The 17351-nt window shown below is 68.8% G+C and carries 17 protein-coding genes; 13 read left to right on the top strand and 4 right to left on the bottom strand.

Features of this window, described 5'->3' with window-relative positions; all coding sequences use genetic code 11:
* Positions 1-201 precede the first annotated feature (201 nt).
* Positions 202-2766 (top strand): efflux RND transporter permease subunit, encoded by a 2565-nt coding sequence (locus NDI76_RS08260; protein ID WP_310923525.1) that lies wholly within the window; start codon positions 202-204, stop codon positions 2764-2766.
* 67 nt (positions 2767-2833) lie between these two features.
* A complete protein-coding gene (locus NDI76_RS08255) occupies positions 2834-3610 on the top strand; it encodes an inositol monophosphatase family protein (RefSeq protein ID WP_310923524.1) in 777 nt (258 codons plus the stop codon).
* Between the two features lie 23 nt (positions 3611-3633).
* Here the strand turns inward: NDI76_RS08255 and NDI76_RS08250 are convergent, their stop codons facing one another.
* Together NDI76_RS08250 and NDI76_RS08245 are read right to left on the bottom strand one after the other, a co-directional pair.
* Positions 3634-3876, bottom strand: coding sequence for a DUF8132 family protein (locus tag NDI76_RS08250; RefSeq protein ID WP_310923523.1), 243 nt, complete (start codon positions 3874-3876; stop codon positions 3634-3636).
* A 71-nt stretch (positions 3877-3947) separates the two neighbouring features.
* Entirely contained in the window at positions 3948-4229 is a 282-nt protein-coding gene (locus NDI76_RS08245) for an acylphosphatase (RefSeq protein ID WP_310923522.1), read from the bottom strand.
* A 115-nt stretch (positions 4230-4344) separates the two neighbouring features.
* Between NDI76_RS08245 and NDI76_RS08240 the strand changes: the two genes are divergently transcribed.
* From NDI76_RS08240 to NDI76_RS08205, 8 genes are all read left to right on the top strand, one after another.
* Positions 4345-5727, top strand: coding sequence for a phosphohexomutase domain-containing protein (locus NDI76_RS08240; RefSeq protein ID WP_310923521.1), 1383 nt, complete (start codon positions 4345-4347; stop codon positions 5725-5727).
* 134 nt (positions 5728-5861) lie between these two features.
* Positions 5862-7010, top strand: coding sequence for a BMP family lipoprotein (locus NDI76_RS08235; protein ID WP_310923520.1), 1149 nt, complete (start codon positions 5862-5864; stop codon positions 7008-7010).
* 45 nt (positions 7011-7055) lie between these two features.
* Complete coding sequence (locus NDI76_RS08230; protein WP_310923519.1) at positions 7056-8669, top strand: ABC transporter ATP-binding protein; 1614 nt, start codon at positions 7056-7058, stop codon at positions 8667-8669.
* Positions 8666-9883 carry an ABC transporter permease gene (locus NDI76_RS08225; protein ID WP_310923518.1) on the top strand — a complete coding sequence of 406 codons (1218 nt, stop codon included), beginning with the start codon at positions 8666-8668 and terminating at the stop codon, positions 9881-9883. Before NDI76_RS08230 ends, NDI76_RS08225 begins: the two co-directional genes overlap by 4 nt.
* Complete coding sequence (locus tag NDI76_RS08220; protein WP_310923517.1) at positions 9876-10946, top strand: ABC transporter permease; 1071 nt, start codon at positions 9876-9878, stop codon at positions 10944-10946. Before NDI76_RS08225 ends, NDI76_RS08220 begins: the two co-directional genes overlap by 8 nt.
* A 91-nt stretch (positions 10947-11037) precedes the next feature.
* A complete protein-coding gene (locus NDI76_RS08215; protein ID WP_310923516.1) occupies positions 11038-11286 on the top strand; it encodes a hypothetical protein in 249 nt (82 codons plus the stop codon).
* A 37-nt stretch (positions 11287-11323) separates the two neighbouring features.
* A complete protein-coding gene (locus tag NDI76_RS08210; RefSeq protein ID WP_310923515.1) occupies positions 11324-11482 on the top strand; it encodes a hypothetical protein in 159 nt (52 codons plus the stop codon).
* Positions 11483-11599: 117 nt separating this feature from the next.
* A complete protein-coding gene (locus tag NDI76_RS08205; RefSeq protein WP_310923514.1) occupies positions 11600-12973 on the top strand; it encodes a geranylgeranyl reductase family protein in 1374 nt (457 codons plus the stop codon).
* Between the two features lie 43 nt (positions 12974-13016).
* On the opposite strand, the gene NDI76_RS08200 is transcribed toward NDI76_RS08205, so the two are convergent.
* On the bottom strand, positions 13017-14288 hold the full coding sequence (locus NDI76_RS08200) for an amidohydrolase (protein WP_310923513.1): 1272 nt from the start codon (positions 14286-14288) through the stop codon (positions 13017-13019).
* A 192-nt stretch (positions 14289-14480) separates the two neighbouring features.
* Here NDI76_RS08200 and NDI76_RS08195 point away from each other — a divergent pair, with 192 nt between their 5' ends.
* Positions 14481-16001 (top strand): Na+/H+ antiporter NhaC family protein, encoded by a 1521-nt coding sequence (locus tag NDI76_RS08195; protein ID WP_310923512.1) that lies wholly within the window; start codon positions 14481-14483, stop codon positions 15999-16001.
* Positions 15998-16261, top strand: coding sequence for a DUF7513 family protein (locus NDI76_RS08190; RefSeq protein ID WP_310923511.1), 264 nt, complete (start codon positions 15998-16000; stop codon positions 16259-16261). Before NDI76_RS08195 ends, NDI76_RS08190 begins: the two co-directional genes overlap by 4 nt.
* A gap of 74 nt (positions 16262-16335) precedes the next feature.
* On the opposite strand, the gene NDI76_RS08185 is transcribed toward NDI76_RS08190, so the two are convergent.
* A complete protein-coding gene (locus tag NDI76_RS08185; protein ID WP_310923510.1) occupies positions 16336-16668 on the bottom strand; it encodes a 30S ribosomal protein S10 in 333 nt (110 codons plus the stop codon).
* A gap of 163 nt (positions 16669-16831) precedes the next feature.
* On the opposite strand from NDI76_RS08185, the gene NDI76_RS08180 reads away from it, so the two are divergent.
* Complete coding sequence (locus tag NDI76_RS08180) at positions 16832-17302, top strand: bis(5'-nucleosyl)-tetraphosphatase (protein ID WP_310923509.1); 471 nt, start codon at positions 16832-16834, stop codon at positions 17300-17302.
* Positions 17303-17351 lie beyond the last annotated feature (49 nt).

Here is a 17351-nt window from a genome sequence, read left to right as displayed (position 1 = left end):
GCGGGGCGAATGAGAGCCACACGACAGCCGGTACGGCCCGCACCGGCGACCGTCGAACGCGGGCGCTCAGTCCCCATGTCACCGAACCGTCGCCCGTCGTCCGTCGGACGCCTCGCGCGCCCCGGACGAGGCGTCCGATACACCGCCGCCCGCCTCGACGCCGGCGCTCCCACTCGCCGTCCGGAGCGGCGGAACTGACCGATGGCGTACGACTATCAGGGCGTCGTCGACTGGGTCGACGACCACATCGTCGAGCGACCCGGGCAGGTGATGCTCGCGTTCTTCGTGCTCACCGCCCTCTTCGCCGTCGGCCTCGGGAACGTCTCCACGGAGGCGGGCACCTCGCAGTTCGCGGAAGACATCCCCGCGCAGGACGCGCTCGACCAGGTGAACCAGGAGTTCCTCCCCGTCTTCGGACAGGACACGGGGAGCACGCAACTCATCCAACGCGGGCAGAACGTCCTCTCGCGGCGGTCGATGCTGCAGATGCTCAGGACGCAGGAGCGCGTCGAGGAGAAGCCGACGCTGCGGGTCAGCGGCACCTCCTCGGCGGCCGCCGTCGTCGCGCGGACGCTGGACCCGAACGCGACGACGCTCGACGAGCAGGTGACGGCGCTCGAACGCGCAACCGACGGCGAGGTGACCGCCGCAGTTCGCGAGAACGCCGACAACCCGGCGTTCACCGGGTCGGTGAGCGAGGACTTCAACGCCCGGTCGGCCTCGGCGTCGGCCACCATCGGCGTGATTCAGCACTCGCTGCCGACCGAGGTGTCCTCCTCGGCCGGCCAGTCCGGCGACAGCCCGCTCACCCCCATCCAACAGCGGGTCCAGCGCATCGTCGACGCCGGTCCGGGCGACATCACCGTCTTCGGCAGCGGCATCGTCGCCGACGAGTTCGGCGCGGTCATCACCGACTCGCTGCTCATCGTGACGCCCGCGGCGGTCATCCTCATCGTCCTCTTCCTCGTCGTCGCCTACCGCGACCTCTTGGACCTCCTGTTGGGGACGTTCGCACTGGCGATGGCCGTCGTCTGGACGTTCGGCTTCCTCGGCCTCGCGGGCATCCCGTTCAACCAGATCATGATCGCGGTGCCGCCGCTCCTCCTCGCGGTGGGTATCGACTTCGGCATCCACGCCATCAACCGCTACCGCGAAGACCGCGAGACGGGGATGGGAATCGAGGACGCCATGCGCGCGGCGACCGACCAACTGCTCGTCGCCTTCTTCATCGTCACCGGCACTACCGTCATCGGTTTCCTCTCGAACCTCGCATCGGACCTCCCGCCCATCCGCGACTTCGGCGTCGTCGCCGGCGTCGGCATCACGTTCACGTTTCTCATCTTCGGCGTGTTCCTCCCCGCCGCGAAGGTGTGGATGGACCGCCGCAAGGAGTCGTGGCCGATTCCGACGTTCAGTCAGCGACCGCTCGGACGCGAGGGGTCCTCTCTCGGCGACGTGCTCTCCGTCGGCGTCGGTATCGCCGACCGAATCCCCGTGCTGTTCGTCCTCGTGACCCTCCTGTTCACCGCCGGCGCGGCGGGTTATGCGACGGGCGTCGACACCTCGTTCACCCAAGAGGACTTCCTGCCGCCCGAGGAGGTGCCCTCCTACCTCCGGTCGCTGCCGGAACCGTTCGCGCCGGGCGATTACTCCGTCGTCGCCACGCTGAACTTCCTCGAAGAGCGCTTCACGAGTTCGCAGGGGGGGTCGGTCACGATATACGTCGAGCGGCCGATGGAGCAGGACTCAGCGCTCGAAGAACTTCACCGCGCCGGCGATAACCCGCCGGACTCGTTCGTCGTCGAGGACGGCCGCGCCGAGTCGACGAGCGTCGTCACGGTCATCCGCGACTACGCCGAGCAGGACCCCGAGTTCGCCCGCCTCGTCGCCCGGAACGACGCGAACGGCAACGGCATCCCCGACGACGACCTCGGGGAGATATACGACTACTTGGAGACGTCGCCGGTGTCCTCGCAGGTGGACCGGTACCTCGCCGAGGACCACCGGAGCGCCCGCGTCGTCTACACCGTCTCGGCGGACGTGTCGGACGTCGAGGCGACCGAGGACGGCGAGCAGATGGCCGAGCGCTTCCGGTACGAGGCCATCGCGACTGGCAACATCGTCGTCTTCCAGGCGGTGTCGGACCTCATCTTCAACTCCGCGGTGACGAGTCTCGCCCTCGCCCTCGGGGGGACGGTGGTGTTCCTCGTGTTCAGCTACTGGGTCCTCGACGGCCTGCCCTCCATCGCCGTCGCCAACCTCCTGCCCATCGTGGTCTCGGTGGCCGGCGTCGCGGCGACGATGCGCCTTCTGGGCATCTCGTTCAACGCGTTCACCGCGACCATCCTCTCTCTCACCATCGGGTTGGGCATCGACTACTCCGTCCACGTCGTCCACCGCTTCGTCGACGAACGGAAGGACGCCGACCTGTACACGGCGCTGCGGCGGACCGTCGTCGGCACGGGCGGCGCGCTCATGGGCAGCATGTTCACGACGGCGTTCGGTATCGGCGTCCTCGTCCTCTCGCTGCTCTCGGTGCTCGGACAGTTCGGCGTGCTCACGGCCATCTCCATCGTCTACTCGTTCCTCGCGTCGCTCGTCGTCCTCCCCTCGGCGCTGGTCATCTGGGACCGCTTCGCCAACGAGAGCCCCGACGTGCCGATGGGCGGGGAACCGCCGAACGCGAACACGGATGCGGACGCAGATTCAGGGTCGGGATCGGACCGCCTCACCACCGACGGCGGCCGGAACCGCGAGGGTCGGTGACGACCGACTCGTGGATAGGCGACCCGACGCCCGAGGCTATTTCTCGGTCGCCGGCGACTGCCCAAACATGACTGATAGAGCGACGGTCGCCGAGGAGTCGGCGGCCGCAGGCGCGGACGTGGCGATGGGGATGTTCGAAGAGGACATCGAGACCGAAGAGAAGACCTCGAAGACGGACGTCGTGAGCGAGGCGGACGCCGCCGCGCAGGACGAGATACTCGACGTCATCGGCGAGCACTACCCCGATGACGTCGTCGTCGGCGAGGAGGGCGACACCCCGAAGGAGGCCCCCGAGGAGGGCGACGCCTGGATCGTCGACCCTATCGACGGCACGTCGAACTACCTCCACGGCTTCACCGCGTGGTGTCAGGCGGTGGCGGCCGTCCGCGACGCCGAACCCGTCGCCGCCGCGGTGACGCGCCCGGCCGTCGGGCACACGTTCGTCGCCGACGAGGACTCCTTCCGGAAGAACGGCGAGGAGACGACGGTGAGCGACGAGACGGACCCCGAGCGGTTCGTCGTCTCGCCGACGCTGAAGGTGGACGACGACAACCGCGGGCAGTACATGTCGGTCATCGAGACCTGTTTCGAGGAACTGGGCGACATGCGGCGCATCGGGTCGGCGCAGGTGACGTTCGCGATGGTCGCCGCGGGGTCCATCGACGCCGCCCTCGGTATCGGGCAGGCGCATCCGTGGGACACCGTCGCGGGCGTCCACATGATCCGCGCAGCGGGCGGCACCGTCACCGACTTGGACGGGAACCGCTGGCGGCACGACAGCGACGGCATCCTCGCCTCGAACGGCGAGGCCCACGAGGACGTCTTGGAGATGCTCGGCTTCTGAGTCGCCGCGCGGACCGCGAGCAGTCAGAATCGGGTGACGTCCGCGGCGCGCGTCGCGCCCCACCCGAAGACGACGACGCCGACGACGAACCCGGCGAGAGCGCCCAGCAACGGGGTCGGTTCTAAGAGCGCTCCGCCGAGGAACGGCCCGCGGACGAGCAGATAGCCGGTGCCGGTGGTGAGGAGGAGACCGACGAACGTCACGAACGCGTAGACGTATGCGAGGACTCCGAACCCGCCGCGGTCGATTCTCGGACGGCGTCCCATAGGGTCCGAGCGACCCGCAGCGACTTAGCTGTCGGCGTCGTCGCCGACCGTCCGCGACTTCGTTCGCCCCGCTACCACTCGATTCTGAACCCCGACTCGCCCTCGGGGTCGCCGTAGTCGACGTCGACGGATTTCACCTCGGCGGCCTCGCTGCCGGTGTGACACCACTCGACCATCTCCTCGACCGAATCGGCGGGTCCCTCGAAGACGGCCTCCACGCGGCCGTCGTCGAGGTTCTTTACCCAGCCGTCGAGGTTCCGTTCTCGGGCGGCGTCGCGCGTGCTCGCTCGGTAGTAGACGCCCTGCACCGTGCCGGTGACGAAGACGTGGGCGCGCGTTCGCTCGTCGCTCATGGGCGGCGGTACGACGGCCACCGACAAGTATCGGCCGGCCGCGGAACCCGCAGAATCCGCGCGACCGTCCCCGAGAATCGAAGCCATCTAAGTGACGGGCCGCCGAGTCGCCCGTATGGAACTCTTCGGAACCGCCGGAATTCGGGGGGACGCGGTGACGCGCGTCACGCCCGAACTGGCGCTCTCGGTCGGTCGCGCGGTGGGTCTGGACGCGGTGGAGTCGAACAGGCGGGCGGAAGTCGTCGTCGGGCGCGACGGCCGGACGACGGGGCCGGCCCTCGCCGCCGCCGCCGAGGCGGGCCTCGAATCCGCCGGCGCCGACGTCCGCCGCGCGGGGAAACTCCCGACTCCGGCGCTCGCGTTCGCCTCGCAGGGGCGGCGCGGAATCATGCTCACCGCCTCGCACAACCCGCCAGCGGACAACGGAATCAAGGTGTTCGTCGACGGCGAGGAGTACGACCAGAACCTCGAACGAGGGGTCGAAGAGCGCGTCGCCGCCGACCCCGACTCGGCGCCGTGGGGACTGTGGGGGGACAGCGAGTCCGTCGACGTCCTCGCGGACTACCGCGAAGCCGTCACCGAGTACGCCCGCGAGTTCGGCGCCGACCCGAAGGGACTGAACGTCGTCGTCGACTGCGGCAACGGGATGTCCGCGCTGGGAACGCCGCAGGTGCTCGGCCGACTGGGGGCGCGCGTCGTCACCCTCAACGGACAGGTGGACGGCCACTTCCCCGGCCGGGGGTCGAAGCCGACGCCCGAGACGCTCTCGGACCTCCGCGCGTTCCTCGCCGACGAGGAGACCGAACCCGGCGGCGACTACGATTTCGGCATCGCCCACGACGGCGACTCCGACCGCATCGTCGTCGTCGACGCGGACGGCGACGTAGTTCACGAGGACACCGTCGTGGCCATCCTCGCCGAGCAGTTCGTGCGCGAGGCCGATGCGGACGACCCGGTGGTCGTGACGACGCCGAACGCCTCGGGCCGCATCGACGAACGCGTGCGCGCGGCGGGCGGCCGGGTCGAACGCGTCCGCCTCGGCGCCCTCCACGAGGGCATCGCGTCGGCGCGGGCCGCCGGCGGCGACGTGGTGTTCGCCGCCGAACCGTGGAAGCACGTCCACCCCGAACTCGGCGGGTGGATAGACGGCGTCGCCTCCGCGGCCGTCTTCACCCGACTCGTCGCCGAGCAGGGTCTCGACGCCCTGCGCGAACCCGTCACCGAGCGTCCCTACCGGAAAGTCAGCGTCGAGTGTCCCGACGAGGCCAAACAGGCCGCCATGGCGCGCGTCTCCGAGACGCTCCCCGAGGCGTTCCCCGACGCCGACGTGGACACCGAACACGGCGTCCGTATCGAACGCGCGGACGCCTCGTGGGCGCTCGTCCGCCCATCGGGCACCGAACCGTACGTCCGGGTGTACGCCGAGGCCGACGACGTGGACGCGTTCGTCGACGCCGTCACCGACGTGGTGGCGGCGGCCGTCGACGCGGCCGCGTAACTGTACGGACGTGGTCGATTTCTCCCGGTGAGGGCGCGTTCGTCCGCATACGGGCGCCTCGCGTCCGGGATGAGACCGGAAGCGACGCACTTATGCCCGCCTCTCCTCGGTTATGTGAATAGGTGTCCACAACTATGGATAGACGGAGATTCTTAAAGGCGACGGGTGTGGCAGGTATCGCGGGGCTGGCCGGCTGTTCGGGCGGTCCCACGAGCGAGGGCGACGGAACGACCGCGGAGAGCACGGAGACGTCCGGCGACGGCGAGTCCACCGGGACCGGGACGGGCGAGGAGTCGACCGGGGGGTCGAGTCAGGGGACCATCAACGTCGGGATGGTGTACGCCACCGGCGGACTGGGCGACGGGTCGTTCAACGACCAGGCCCAGCAGGGAATCCAGCAGGCGTCCGAGGAGTTCGACGTCCAGTACGACGAGGCGCAACCCGACTCCGTCTCGCAGTTCCAGAACTTCCAGCAGCAGTTCGCCAGTTCGACCAACCCGGAGTACGACCTCGTTAGCTGTATCGGCTACCTGCAGGCCGACGCCCTCTCGCAGACCGCCTCGGACTACCCCGACCAGCGGTTCATGATCGTCGACAGCGCCGTCGACGCCGACAACGTGTCGAGCTACGTGTTCGAGGAGCACCAAGGCTCGTTCCTCGCCGGCGTCATGGCCGCGCGACTCACGACGATGGAGTTCAGCGCCGGCGGCGGGTCGACAAAACCCGACGAGAAGGTCGTCGGCTTCGTCGGCGGCGAGGAGGGCGACCTCATCGGCAAGTTCGAGGCCGGCTACACCGCCGGCGTCAAGTACGTCGACGACTCCATCGAGGTCCAGTCGACGTACGTCGGGAGCTTCAACGAACCGACGGCCGGGAGCGAGGCGGCCATCGCGATGTACAACAGCGGCGCCGACATCATCTTCCACGCCTCCGGTAACACCGGGACCGGCGTGTTCCAGGCCGCACAGGAGAACGGGAACTTCGCCATCGGCGTCGACCGCGCCCAGTCGGTCACGAAGCCGTCGTACGCGGACATCATCCTCGGCAGCATGGTCAAGCGCGTCGACACGGCGGTGTACACTTCCGTCGAGGCCGTCGCCAACGACTCGTTCGACGGCGGCGCCGTCACGACGCTCGGACTGGAGGAGGACGGGGTCGACCTCGTCTACGGCGACACGCTCGAATCGGAGATTCCGTCCGCGGTCAAAGACGCCGTCAGTTCCGCCCGCGAAGAGGTCGTCGGCGGGTCGGTCTCCGTGCCCACGGACCCCTCGAACGTCTGAACCGAATCGGCGGAGATAAACGATTCCTCACTCATTTCACCTACAATGCCACCAGCGGTCCGACTCGACGGGATAACCAAACGGTTCCCGGGAGTCGTCGCCAACGACGACGTCGACCTCACCGTAGAGTCCGGGACGGTGCACGCGCTTCTCGGCGAGAACGGGGCCGGGAAGACCACGCTGATGAACGTCCTCTACGGCCTGTACGAACCGACCGAAGGAACGGTGTATCTCGACGGCGAGGCGCACGATTTCGACTCGCCGCGCGACGCCATCGACGCCGGGGTCGGCATGATCCACCAGCACTTCATGCTGGTCGACCCCATGACCGTCGCCGAGAACATCACCCTGGGAAACGAACCGCGGAAGTGGGGCGGCCTCGCCGTGGACCGCGCCCGCGCCCGCGAGGAGGTCACCGACCTCTCGGAGCGCTACGGCTTCGACGTCGACCCCGACGCGCGCATCGAGGACGTCTCCGTCGGCGTCCAACAGCGCGTGGAGATTCTGAAGGCGCTCTACCGCGGCGCGGACGTCCTCATCCTCGACGAACCGACGGCGGTACTGACGCCGCAGGAGGTCGAGGAACTGTTCGTCGTCCTCGAAGAACTCACCGCGCAGGGCAAGACGATAATCTTCATCACCCACAAACTCGGCGAGGCGCTCGAAGCGGCCGACGAGGTGACCGTCCTCCGCAACGGGAAGAACGTCGGGTCGCTGCCCACCGCCGAGACGGACCGCGAGGAGTTGGCGACGCTGATGGTCGGCCGCGAGGTGCTGATGCAGTTCGACAAACCGCCCGCCTCGCCCGGCGAGACGGTGCTCTCCGTCCGTAACGTCGGCGTCGAGGACGAACGCGGCGTCGACGTCGTCGACGACGTGTCGTTCGACGTGCGCGGGGGCGAGGTGTTCGGCATCGCCGGCGTCGACGGCAACGGACAGTCCGAACTCGTCGAAGCCGTCACCGGCCTCCGCGAGCAGACGGCCGGGTCCGTCTCCTTCGAGGGGCAACCGATAGACGACTGGTCGCGCCGCCGCCGCATCCGCGAGGGGATGGCCTACATCCCCGAGGACCGACAGGAGCGCGGCCTCGTGATGGACTTCGACCTCGTCGGGAACGCGATTCTCGGGAGCCAACACCGGGCGCCGTTCGCCGAGAGCGGTCGCATCGACTGGGGGCGTTCGCGCGAACACGCCGAGGACGTCATCGAACGCTACGACGTCCGGCCGCCGAACGCCGACGCGGAGGCCCACTCCTTCTCCGGCGGGAACCAGCAGAAGTTCATCGTCGGCCGCGAGTTCGAGCGCGACCCCTCGCTCGTCGTCGCCACGCACCCGACGCGCGGCGTCGACATCGGGTCGACCGAGTTCATCCACGAGCGACTGCTCGACCTGCGGGACGACGGCCGGGGCATCCTCCTCGTCTCCTCGAAACTCGACGAGGTGCAGGGGCTCTCCGACCGCCTCGCGGTCATGTACGAGGGCGAACTGATGGACGTCGTCGACCCCGAGACGGTGACCGAGGAGGAACTCGGCCTGCTGATGGCCGGCCAGTACCCCGACTCCTACGAGCGCGCCGCCGTCGCGGACGACGCGGCTGCGAGCGCGGACGCTGACGCCGACGACGCGGCGAACACGAACGTGGCGGGTGAGCGGTCGTGAATCTCCGAGACAGCGCGGAACGACTCGTCCGCGCCTCGGCGTTCGAACGGTTCCTCATCAGCGCCGCGGCGCTCTTCCTCTCTATCGCCGTCGGGTTCGTCCTCATCCTCGCCGCGGGGCGGATGACGACGTGCGGGACGGCAGCCACCTCCTTTTTCGGCGTCGGATTCTGTTACGATCCCATCACCGTCTACGACCGCCTGTTCCTCGGCGCGTTCGGCAACGTCTTCACCGACCCGCTGAACGGGCAGTTCGCGACGACGCTGTCGGAGACGACGGTGCTGATGTTCACCGGCGTCGCCGTCGCCGTCGCCTTCCGCGCGGGCATCTTCAACATCGGAACGCAGGGACAGCTCGTGGTCGGCGCGCTGGCGACGGCCGTCGCCGTGCTGGCCGCGTCACCGCTCGTCAGCGGTCTGCTCGGGACGCTGCTGCTCGTCCCGTTCGGCCTCCTCGTCGGCGCCGTCTTCGGCGGCGCCTACGGCGCGATTCCGGGGTTGTTGAAGGCCTACGCGGACGCGAACGAGGTCATCACGACCATCATGCTGAACTTCGTCGCCACCTCGGTGGCGCTGTTCCTCGTGCAGGACCACTTCGCGGACCCCGAGAGCGCCGCGACGCAGACGGTGCCGCTCCCGGACTACGCGGTGTTCCCGAGCACCGTGTTCAGACCACGCGACGACTTCTCGCTTCTCGCCTTCCTGTTCGCCGTCGCCGTCCTCGTGGGCATCTACGTCTTCCTCGAACGGACCTCCTTCGGCTACGACCTTCGGACGAGCGGCATTCAGCCCGAGGCCGCCGAGTACGGCGGTGTCGACGCGCCGCGCACCGTCGTCGCCAGCATGGCGCTGTCGGGTGCGCTGGGCGGCCTCGGCGGCGCGGTGTACGTGCTCATGATACTCGGAAACTTCCAGACCGGCGTCCCCTCGTACGGCTTCGACGGCATCACCGTCTCCATCCTCGCGGGGAACAACCCCCTCGGCGTCGGCTTCGCTGCGCTCCTGTTCGGCGTCCTCAAGAGCGGTTCCATCGTCGTCGACGTCGGCACGGACGTGCCGCCGCAACTGGTCGGCGTCCTCCGGGGTCTCATCATCCTGTTCGTCGCCATGCCGGAGTTCTTCCGGATGATCGGACGGCGCGTGTGGACGTTCGAGGACGACTCGGGTCCTCAACCGGTTACGGACGGCGGTTCGGGAGGTGAGCGCGATGAGTAACGACTCGCTCGGCGGCATCGGCTTCGGCGGCGACCTGCCGTGGCGCCGCATCGTCGTCGGCGCCGCGGCCCTCGGCCTCGTCGTCCTCGCTGTCGCCGGCCTCCTCGCCCCCGAGTCCGACGCCGGCCGACTGCTCGACATCCTGACGGCGCAGAGCACGCTCGCGGCGACGCTCCGCCTCTCAGTTCCCATCGCGTTCGCGGCGCTGGGCGGCATCTTCGCGGAGAAGAGCGGCGTCATCAACATCGGCCTCGAAGGGCTCCTCATCATCGCGGCGTTCAGCGGCGTCTACCTCGCCGACGTCACCGGGAGCGCCTGGATGGGAGTCCTCGGCGGCGTCGTCGCGAGCACGGTCCTCGCGGCGCTGTTCGCCGTCGTCTGCATCGAGTTCCAGGCCGACCAGATCATCGCCGGCCTCGCCGTCTGGCTCATCGCGCTCGGACTCGCGCCGTTCGCCTCGCAGGTGGTGTACGGCGGGCCGAACACGACCAGCGTCGAGACGGTGGGCACGCTGACGATTCCCGTGCTCTCGGAGATTCCGTTCTTCGGCGCGCTGTTCAACGCGACGCCGTTCGTCTACCTGATGTTCGTCGCCGTCGCCCTCTCGTGGTACGTCATCAACCGGACGACGTTCGGCCGCTGGGTCCGCGCGAGCGGCGAGAACCCGAAGGCGCTCGACACGGCCGGCGTCGACGTCCACCACGTGCGGTACGCGGCCGTGCTGCTGTCGGGCGTCCTCGCGGGCGTCGGCGGCGCGGCGCTCTCGCTGAGCCTCGGGCAGTTCACGGGCAACGGGCCGACGATGGTCAACGGCAAGGGGTTCATCGCCATCGTCGCTTACCTGTTCGGCAACTACAACCCGGTCGGCGCGTTCCTCTCGACGGTGCTGTTCGCCGGTCTCGACGCCCTGCAGTTGACGCTGCAGGCGCGGGACGTGTTCGACATCCCGCAACCGCTCGTTCGAACCATCCCCTACCTGACGGTCATCGTCGTCCTCGCGCTGTTCGGGCGGACGCGCACCCCGGCGGCCGCGGGCGACCACTACGAGTCCGGCGACGACTGAGTCCGGCGACGACCCCTCCGCCGGATCGCACGGTTCTCAAACGCGGTAACCGGGGCGGGAGAGTTAACCGTCGACTCGGCGACCGGCACCCATGCGACCGCGAGACGCCGTTCGACGCGCTGCCGTCGATGGCCCAGCAGCGGACGGCGCGGAGATTCTCGACGGCGACCGCTCGGAGGGCGGTCTGCCGGACGGAACCGAAGGAGGAGACGACGCGGTCATCATCGACGGCGCCGAGGCTGACACCGACATCGACGTCGACACCGACGCCGACGCCGGCGACGGCGCCGAGATGGTGTTCGGCGGCGACGTGCGGGACCCGGACGGCGACGCGGCGTAGCGAATCACCTATGCGCCCGCGGTCCGAACGGCGCGCCGTGAGTTCACTCGACGCTGACATCGACGCCTTCGCGCGTCGCATCGAACGGGAGATCCGGCGGAACGAGACGCGACTGGCCGCGTTCCCGGAGTTCGACGGCGAGTGGCGGCGCGACGCGGCGGCGTCGATACCGGACGCGGACGACCTGTTCTTTTGAGTCGCCGGTGCGAGGCGACCGCCCTCCGTTCTCCGACGGTCCCTCCCGGCGCCGAATCGAGCCACCGGGGAAACGACAAATAAAGAGTTTTCCGCGCGCCCGCGAGAGTCCGAACCAATGAGCACGACCCACGAGTACGACGTCGCCGTCGTCGGCGCCGGCACGGCCGGGTGCTACGCCGCCGCGACCATCGCCCGCGAGGGCCTCGACGTCGTCGTCATCGAGCGAAAGACCGCCGAGGAGGCGGGACACATCGCCTGCGGCGACGCGCTGAAGGGAGCCAACGCATTCCCCGACGCCATCCCGAAAGAACAGATTCAGCCCGCGTTCACGAACACGGACGTCGACCACGGCCGCTTCGAGATTCCGCAGGAGGACTCCGTCCTCGAAATCCCGGTGCCGGGCGAACTCGCGGTCATCGACCGCTGGGAGTACGGCCGCCGCCTCATCGAGGGCGCCGAACGGGCGGGCGCGGAGTTCCACTACGACACCGTCGTCCAGGACGTGACGCAGGACGACGACGGACAGGTGACGGGCGTCCGCGCCAAGCGGAAGGGCGACGTCGTCCGGTACGAGGCCGACGTGACCGTCGACGGTGCGGGCGCGCTTTCGCTCCTGCAGGACAAGGCCGACTTCTCCGAGGTGACGTTCGACACGAACGTCTCCTACTCGCAGTTCTGCTCGGCCTACCGCGAGGTCGTCGAGGTGGACGAACCCGTCGAGTGGTCCGACGCCCTCGTGTTCAAACCCGCCGAGGTCGCCGCGGGCTACATCTGGTACTTCCCGCGGACGGAGACGACCATCAACGCCGGCCTCGGCTTCCAGATGACCGAGGAACCGATGAAACTCGTCGACGACCTGAAGAAGGACCTCCGGGCGCGACCCGAGTTCAAGAACGCGACGGTGACGGACAAACTCGGCGCGGCCCTGCCGACGCGCCGCCCCTACGACTCCGCCGTCGCCCCCGGATTCGTCGCGGTCGGCGACTCGGCGGGCCACGTCAACCCCACCACCGGCGGCGGCATCGCCGGCGCCGCCTACGCCGGGAAGTACGCGGGCGAACAGGCCGTCCGCGCCATCGGCGAGGGCGACGTGAGCGAGGCGGCCCTCTGGCACTACAACGAGCGCGTGATGGACCACTTCGGCGCCCGCTACGCCGGCCTCGACGTGTACAACATCCTCTCGACGGCCATCGACGTGAACGGCCTCACGGGACTGCTGGCCCGCCTGCCGGGCGAGAAACTCGCCGAGGCGCTCTACTCCGGGACCACCTCGTTCGGTCCGCGCCTCATCGCGCAGACCGCAAAGGAGTCCTACGGCTTCTGGGAGGAGATCTACCAGTTCTACCAGACGAAGAACGTCGCCGACGACCTGATGGGCCACTACAATCGCTACCCGCGCCGGCCGGGTGCGCTCGACGGCTGGCAGGCCGAACGCGACCGCCTGATGGAGGACGTGTACGCGGTCACCGGCGCCGACCCGAAGTACTGAGTCCGAGCGCCGAGCACCGAGTCGTCGACCGTCCGCTCTTTTCCTACGGCCGCGACGACGCGATGTCGAGAATCGCGCCCGAGAGCACCTCAATCCCGAGTTCGATGGACTCCTCGTCCACGTCGAACGTCCGGGTGTGGTGGCCGCCGGGGTGGTCGGTGCCGACGCCGACGTACGCCGCGAGGCCGCCGTTGTCCTGCACTTCCTGCATGAGGTAGGTCGCGTCCTCGCTCCCGCCGAGCACGTCGTTGTCGAGGACCGACTCGACGCCGTCGTTCGCCCGCGCGACCGCCGCGACGATAGCGGTGAGTCCCCCGTCGCTCGTCGCGGAGGGCGCTTTCCCTTCCGTCGAGATATCGACGTCACAGCCGTGCATCTCGGCGGCCGACCGGACGACGCGCCGCCCCTTCTCCTCCATGTACTGCATCAGTTCGGTGGTCTCCCCGCGCACCTCGCCGCCGATGGACGCCTCCTCGGGGATGATGTTCGAGGCGGTGCCGCCCTCGACGACGCCGGCGTTCACGCGCGTCGCGCCGTCGGCGTGGCGGGGGATGCCGTAGAGGTTCTGGACGGCCGTCGCCATCGCCTGCACGGCGTTGTCGCCCTCCTCCGGTTTCGCGCCGGCGTGCGCCGGCGTCCCGGTGAACCGCGCCTCGAAGTGCGAGACGGCGAGGAAGCCCTCGATGCCGGCGACGATTTCGCCGGTCGGGTGGTCGAGGCCGACGTGGACGGCGAGCAGGTAGTCCACGTCGTCGAGGTGGCCCGACTTCGCCATCGCCTTGCCGCCGGCTATCTGCTCCTCGCCGGGTTGGAAGAACACCTTCAGCGTCCCCTCGAAGTCGCTCTCCGCGACGGCGTCGAGGACGCCGACGCCGATGGTCGCGTGGGCGTCGTGTCCGCAGGCGTGCATGTACCCCTCGTTCTCCGAGCGGAACCCGCCGGAGAAGGGGACGTGGTCGTCGCCGTCGGACTCGGTGATGGGGAGGCCGTCGATGTCGACGCGGAGGGCGACCGTCGGCCCCTCCCCTCGTTTCAGCACCGCGACCGCCCCGGTGTAGCCGCCTTCGAGGCGGTCGAGGATGTCCTCTCGGGCGCCGGCGTCGCGGGCGCGGTCGAACCACGTCTCCAGTTCCTCCTCGTCGGGGACGGCCATGCGGTCCGCCTCGGAGAGCACCTCGGGGCCGACGTAGAGGGCGTCCAAGTCGCGCGTCTCCAGTTCGTCGACGAGTCGGGCGGTGGTGTAGAACTCGCGCCAGGCGGGTTCGGGGTGTCGGTGCAGGTCGCGTCGGAGTTCGACGAGGTCCGAGGACGTCATACGCGGGAGTCGACGTGCGCCGTGATAAATCTCGGCAACCACGGGGGGTTTACCGGGAGGCCGGAGGTCGACGCGCGCCCACGTCCCCGCGTTCGTTCACGGTTCGGAGGCGGTCCCGGACGTCGTCCGAGGGAGCGCCTACTCGGACGAGAGCGGGCGGTTTATCATGGTCCGTCGTGACCGTGCGAGCGAATGACCGAACTGACGAACGACGGCGGCGAGTTGCGGTTCCGCGGGGGCCGCCTCGCCAGCGCCGTCCCAATCGCGTTCTTCATCGTCTGGGCCGTCGTCCAGAGCGGGGTGCTCGGCGTCGGCGACACGACCGGACTCGTCATCGGGATGCTCGTCGGCCTCATCGTCGGCATGTTCCTCGTGAAGGGGCCGTGGAAGACCTACGCCGACGCCATCTTCGACGGGATGACCGAACGCGTCGCCGCGACGGCTATCGTCGCGTGGTTGTGGGCCGGCATGTTCGCCGAGACAATCCAGGTCGGCGGGTTCGTCGACGGCCTCGTCTGGGCCGCCGACGCCGTCAGCGTCGGACCGTCGCTGTTCCCGGCGCTCACCTTCCTGCTCGCCGCACTCCTCGCGACGGGCATCGGCACCGGCTACGGCACCGCCATCGCGTTCACCGCCTTGGTCTTCCCCGCGGGCGTCGCACTCGGGGCCGACCCGGTGCTCCTGTTCGGCGCCATTCTCTCGGGGGCCGTCTTCGGCGACAACATCGCGCCGGTGAGCGACACGACCATCGTCTCGGCCGTCACGCAGGACGCCGACATCGGCGGCGTCGTCGCCTCGCGGATGAAGTACGCCCTCGTCGCGGCCGCCCTCGCGTTCGTCGCCTACCTCGTCGCGGGCGGCGTGATGACCGGACAACCGGTCGACGCGAGCGCGGTCGGCGACGGCGCCTCGTGGCTCGGTCTCGTCCACCTCGTCTCCATCGCCATCGTCATCGCAACCGCCGTCGCCGGGCGGCACATCATCGAGGCCGTCTCGTGGGGACTGCTCGTCTCGGCCGTCCTCAACGTCGTCCTCGGCCTCGCCCCGGTGTCGGCGATGCTGGCTTTCGAGGCGTCGCGGGAGTCGGGCCTCGTCCAGACGGTCGACGCCCTGCCCGTCCTCGGCGCGTTCGTCGTCCCCGTCGCGCCGGGGGAGACGGCCGTCGTCGGAAGCCTGTACGCGGGCGCGCTGGGCTTCTTCCCGCTCATCGTCCTCGTCCTGCTCATCGTCGCCGGCGCGCAGGTGATGCAGCGCGGCGGCGCGTTCGACGCCATCCTGACCTTCCTGCTCGACAGCGTCGCCACCACCGTCCGCCGCGCGGAGACGACGATGGTGCTCGGAACGGCGCTGGTCAACGCGATGATAACCATCAACACCGCCGCCGAAATCGCCATCGCGCCGTACATCCGAACCCTCGGTCGGCGGTTCAACATCAACGGTTACCGCCGCGCGAACATCCTCGACGCCAACACCTCCGCCTTGGGGTACATCTTCCCGTGGGGCGGCGGTCTGCTGGCGGGGTACACCTCGATGCAGGGGCTTCCCAACGAGTACGAGTGGTTCACGCAGGCGATGGTCGTCAACCCGGCCAGCGTCTGGCCGTTCGTGTTCCACGGCTGGTTCCTCGTCGGCGTCTTCCTGTTCGCTGCGTGGACGGGCTACGGATTGGAGTACGTTCCCGACCGCGTCAGCGAGGAGGTGAAGCGCGTATGAGCCTCTGGGACAAACTAACCGCCGGCCTCCGACTCCGGACGGCGACGCCGACGTACGAACCGGGCGAGCAACTGACCGCGTACGTCACCGGCGTCGAGGGGTCGACGCTCCTCGTCCGCGTCGGCGACTCGGTGATAGAACTGCCCGACGGGGACCCGGCGCTCGTCGACGCGACGGTCCGATTCGAGGTGGAGTCGTTCGACGCGGGAACCCACCGCGGCCGCGGACGACTGCTCGACGTCGTCGAAGAGGCGGAGTAAGACGGGCGAAAACGGGAGACGAATAGGGAAGAACGGAAAATCGAAGGCGGAACTCAGTGCCGGCCGCCGCCACGCTACTTGTTGCGGTGGCCGAGCGGTTTCTTCTGTTCGACCTCTATCTCGACGTGGAGGCTGTCGGGGAAGTCCATGTGGCCCACCTCGCGGGCGATGTGGTCGTTGCCGTGTATCTCCAGTTTCCGAGAGTAGACGGTGTAGTCCCACGAGGAGAACTCGTCGCCCGGCGCGAGGTTTCGGTACTGCGGGACGGTGTGTTGCTCCGGCGGCGCGGCGTGCGGACCCTTGCACTCGGCGCCCTTGCGTTCGATCATCTCCTGCAGTTCGGTCAGTTGGTCCTCCAGTTCGTAGCGATTCCCGCTCTGAAAGGTGAGTTTGGTTACGAAGGTCATGGCTGGGTGCGCGTAGGACGTCGGAGGACGCCGAGGCGTAAAAACGCACCTACACGTCGTCTCCGTGCCGTTCACTCACGAACGCCGACCGGTTCTCGCGCGCGCGAAGACGCCGCTACAGGCACCGATAGCCTCTTAAAACCCGACACGGTTACGTATAGTAATGCCAGTGCAAGCGGTGAGCGCTGGAGCCATCCTCTTCCGCGACACCCGCGGCCGAAGGGAGTACTTGCTCCTGAAGAGCCGACCGGGGGACTGGGAGTTCCCCAAAGGCGGGGTCGAAGGGAAAGAGGAACTCCAGCAGACTGCCATCCGCGAGGTCAAAGAGGAGGCGGGCATCGAAGAGTTCCGCCTCGTCGACGGCTTCCGCGAAGACTACGACTACGTGTTCGAGGCGAACGGCAAGACCATCCACAAGACGGTACACCTGTTCATCGCTCGGTCGTTCGAGGCCAGCGCCGAACTGTCGACCGAGCACCGCGACCTCCAGTGGCGCGACTACGAACAGGCGCTCAACACCATCACGCAGGACGGGCCGCGAAACATCCTCAAGAAGGCCCACGAGTACCTCGACGACGTCGCCAGCGACGGCGACGGCGACGACGAGGAGGGCGAGCGACAGTACCTCGCCTGAACGGTCGGGCCGCGCCGGTCGCGTCCGTCGCCGCTCCGGGGTCCCCCGC

The organism is Halogeometricum sp. S1BR25-6 (genome assembly GCF_031624495.1).
Lineage (GTDB): Archaea > Halobacteriota > Halobacteria > Halobacteriales > Haloferacaceae > Halogeometricum > Halogeometricum salsisoli.
The sequence above is the reverse complement of the archived record's forward strand: the minus strand, read 5'-3'. Positions and strand labels throughout refer to the sequence as shown.

Bases quoted from the DNA above. Each gene is read 5' to 3' on its own strand.
- NDI76_RS08200 (WP_310923513.1), bottom strand. From the start codon at position 14,288: ATGACGTCCTCGGACCTCGTCGAACTCCGACGCGACCTGCACCGACAC.
- NDI76_RS08230 (WP_310923519.1), top strand. From the start codon at position 7,056: ATGCCACCAGCGGTCCGACTCGACGGGATAACCAAACGGTTCCCGGGA.
- NDI76_RS08185 (WP_310923510.1), bottom strand. From the start codon at position 16,668: ATGACCTTCGTAACCAAACTCACCTTTCAGAGCGGGAATCGCTACGAA.
- NDI76_RS08250 (WP_310923523.1), bottom strand. From the start codon at position 3,876: ATGGGACGCCGTCCGAGAATCGACCGCGGCGGGTTCGGAGTCCTCGCA.
- NDI76_RS08190 (WP_310923511.1), top strand. From the start codon at position 15,998: ATGAGCCTCTGGGACAAACTAACCGCCGGCCTCCGACTCCGGACGGCG.
- NDI76_RS08240 (WP_310923521.1), top strand. From the start codon at position 4,345: ATGGAACTCTTCGGAACCGCCGGAATTCGGGGGGACGCGGTGACGCGC.
- NDI76_RS08260 (WP_310923525.1), top strand. From the start codon at position 202: ATGGCGTACGACTATCAGGGCGTCGTCGACTGGGTCGACGACCACATC.
- NDI76_RS08255 (WP_310923524.1), top strand. From the start codon at position 2,834: ATGACTGATAGAGCGACGGTCGCCGAGGAGTCGGCGGCCGCAGGCGCG.
- NDI76_RS08195 (WP_310923512.1), top strand. From the start codon at position 14,481: ATGACCGAACTGACGAACGACGGCGGCGAGTTGCGGTTCCGCGGGGGC.
- NDI76_RS08180 (WP_310923509.1), top strand. From the start codon at position 16,832: ATGCCAGTGCAAGCGGTGAGCGCTGGAGCCATCCTCTTCCGCGACACC.
- NDI76_RS08235 (WP_310923520.1), top strand. From the start codon at position 5,862: ATGGATAGACGGAGATTCTTAAAGGCGACGGGTGTGGCAGGTATCGCG.
- NDI76_RS08205 (WP_310923514.1), top strand. From the start codon at position 11,600: ATGAGCACGACCCACGAGTACGACGTCGCCGTCGTCGGCGCCGGCACG.
- NDI76_RS08215 (WP_310923516.1), top strand. From the start codon at position 11,038: ATGCGACCGCGAGACGCCGTTCGACGCGCTGCCGTCGATGGCCCAGCA.
- NDI76_RS08245 (WP_310923522.1), bottom strand. From the start codon at position 4,229: ATGAGCGACGAGCGAACGCGCGCCCACGTCTTCGTCACCGGCACGGTG.
- NDI76_RS08220 (WP_310923517.1), top strand. From the start codon at position 9,876: ATGAGTAACGACTCGCTCGGCGGCATCGGCTTCGGCGGCGACCTGCCG.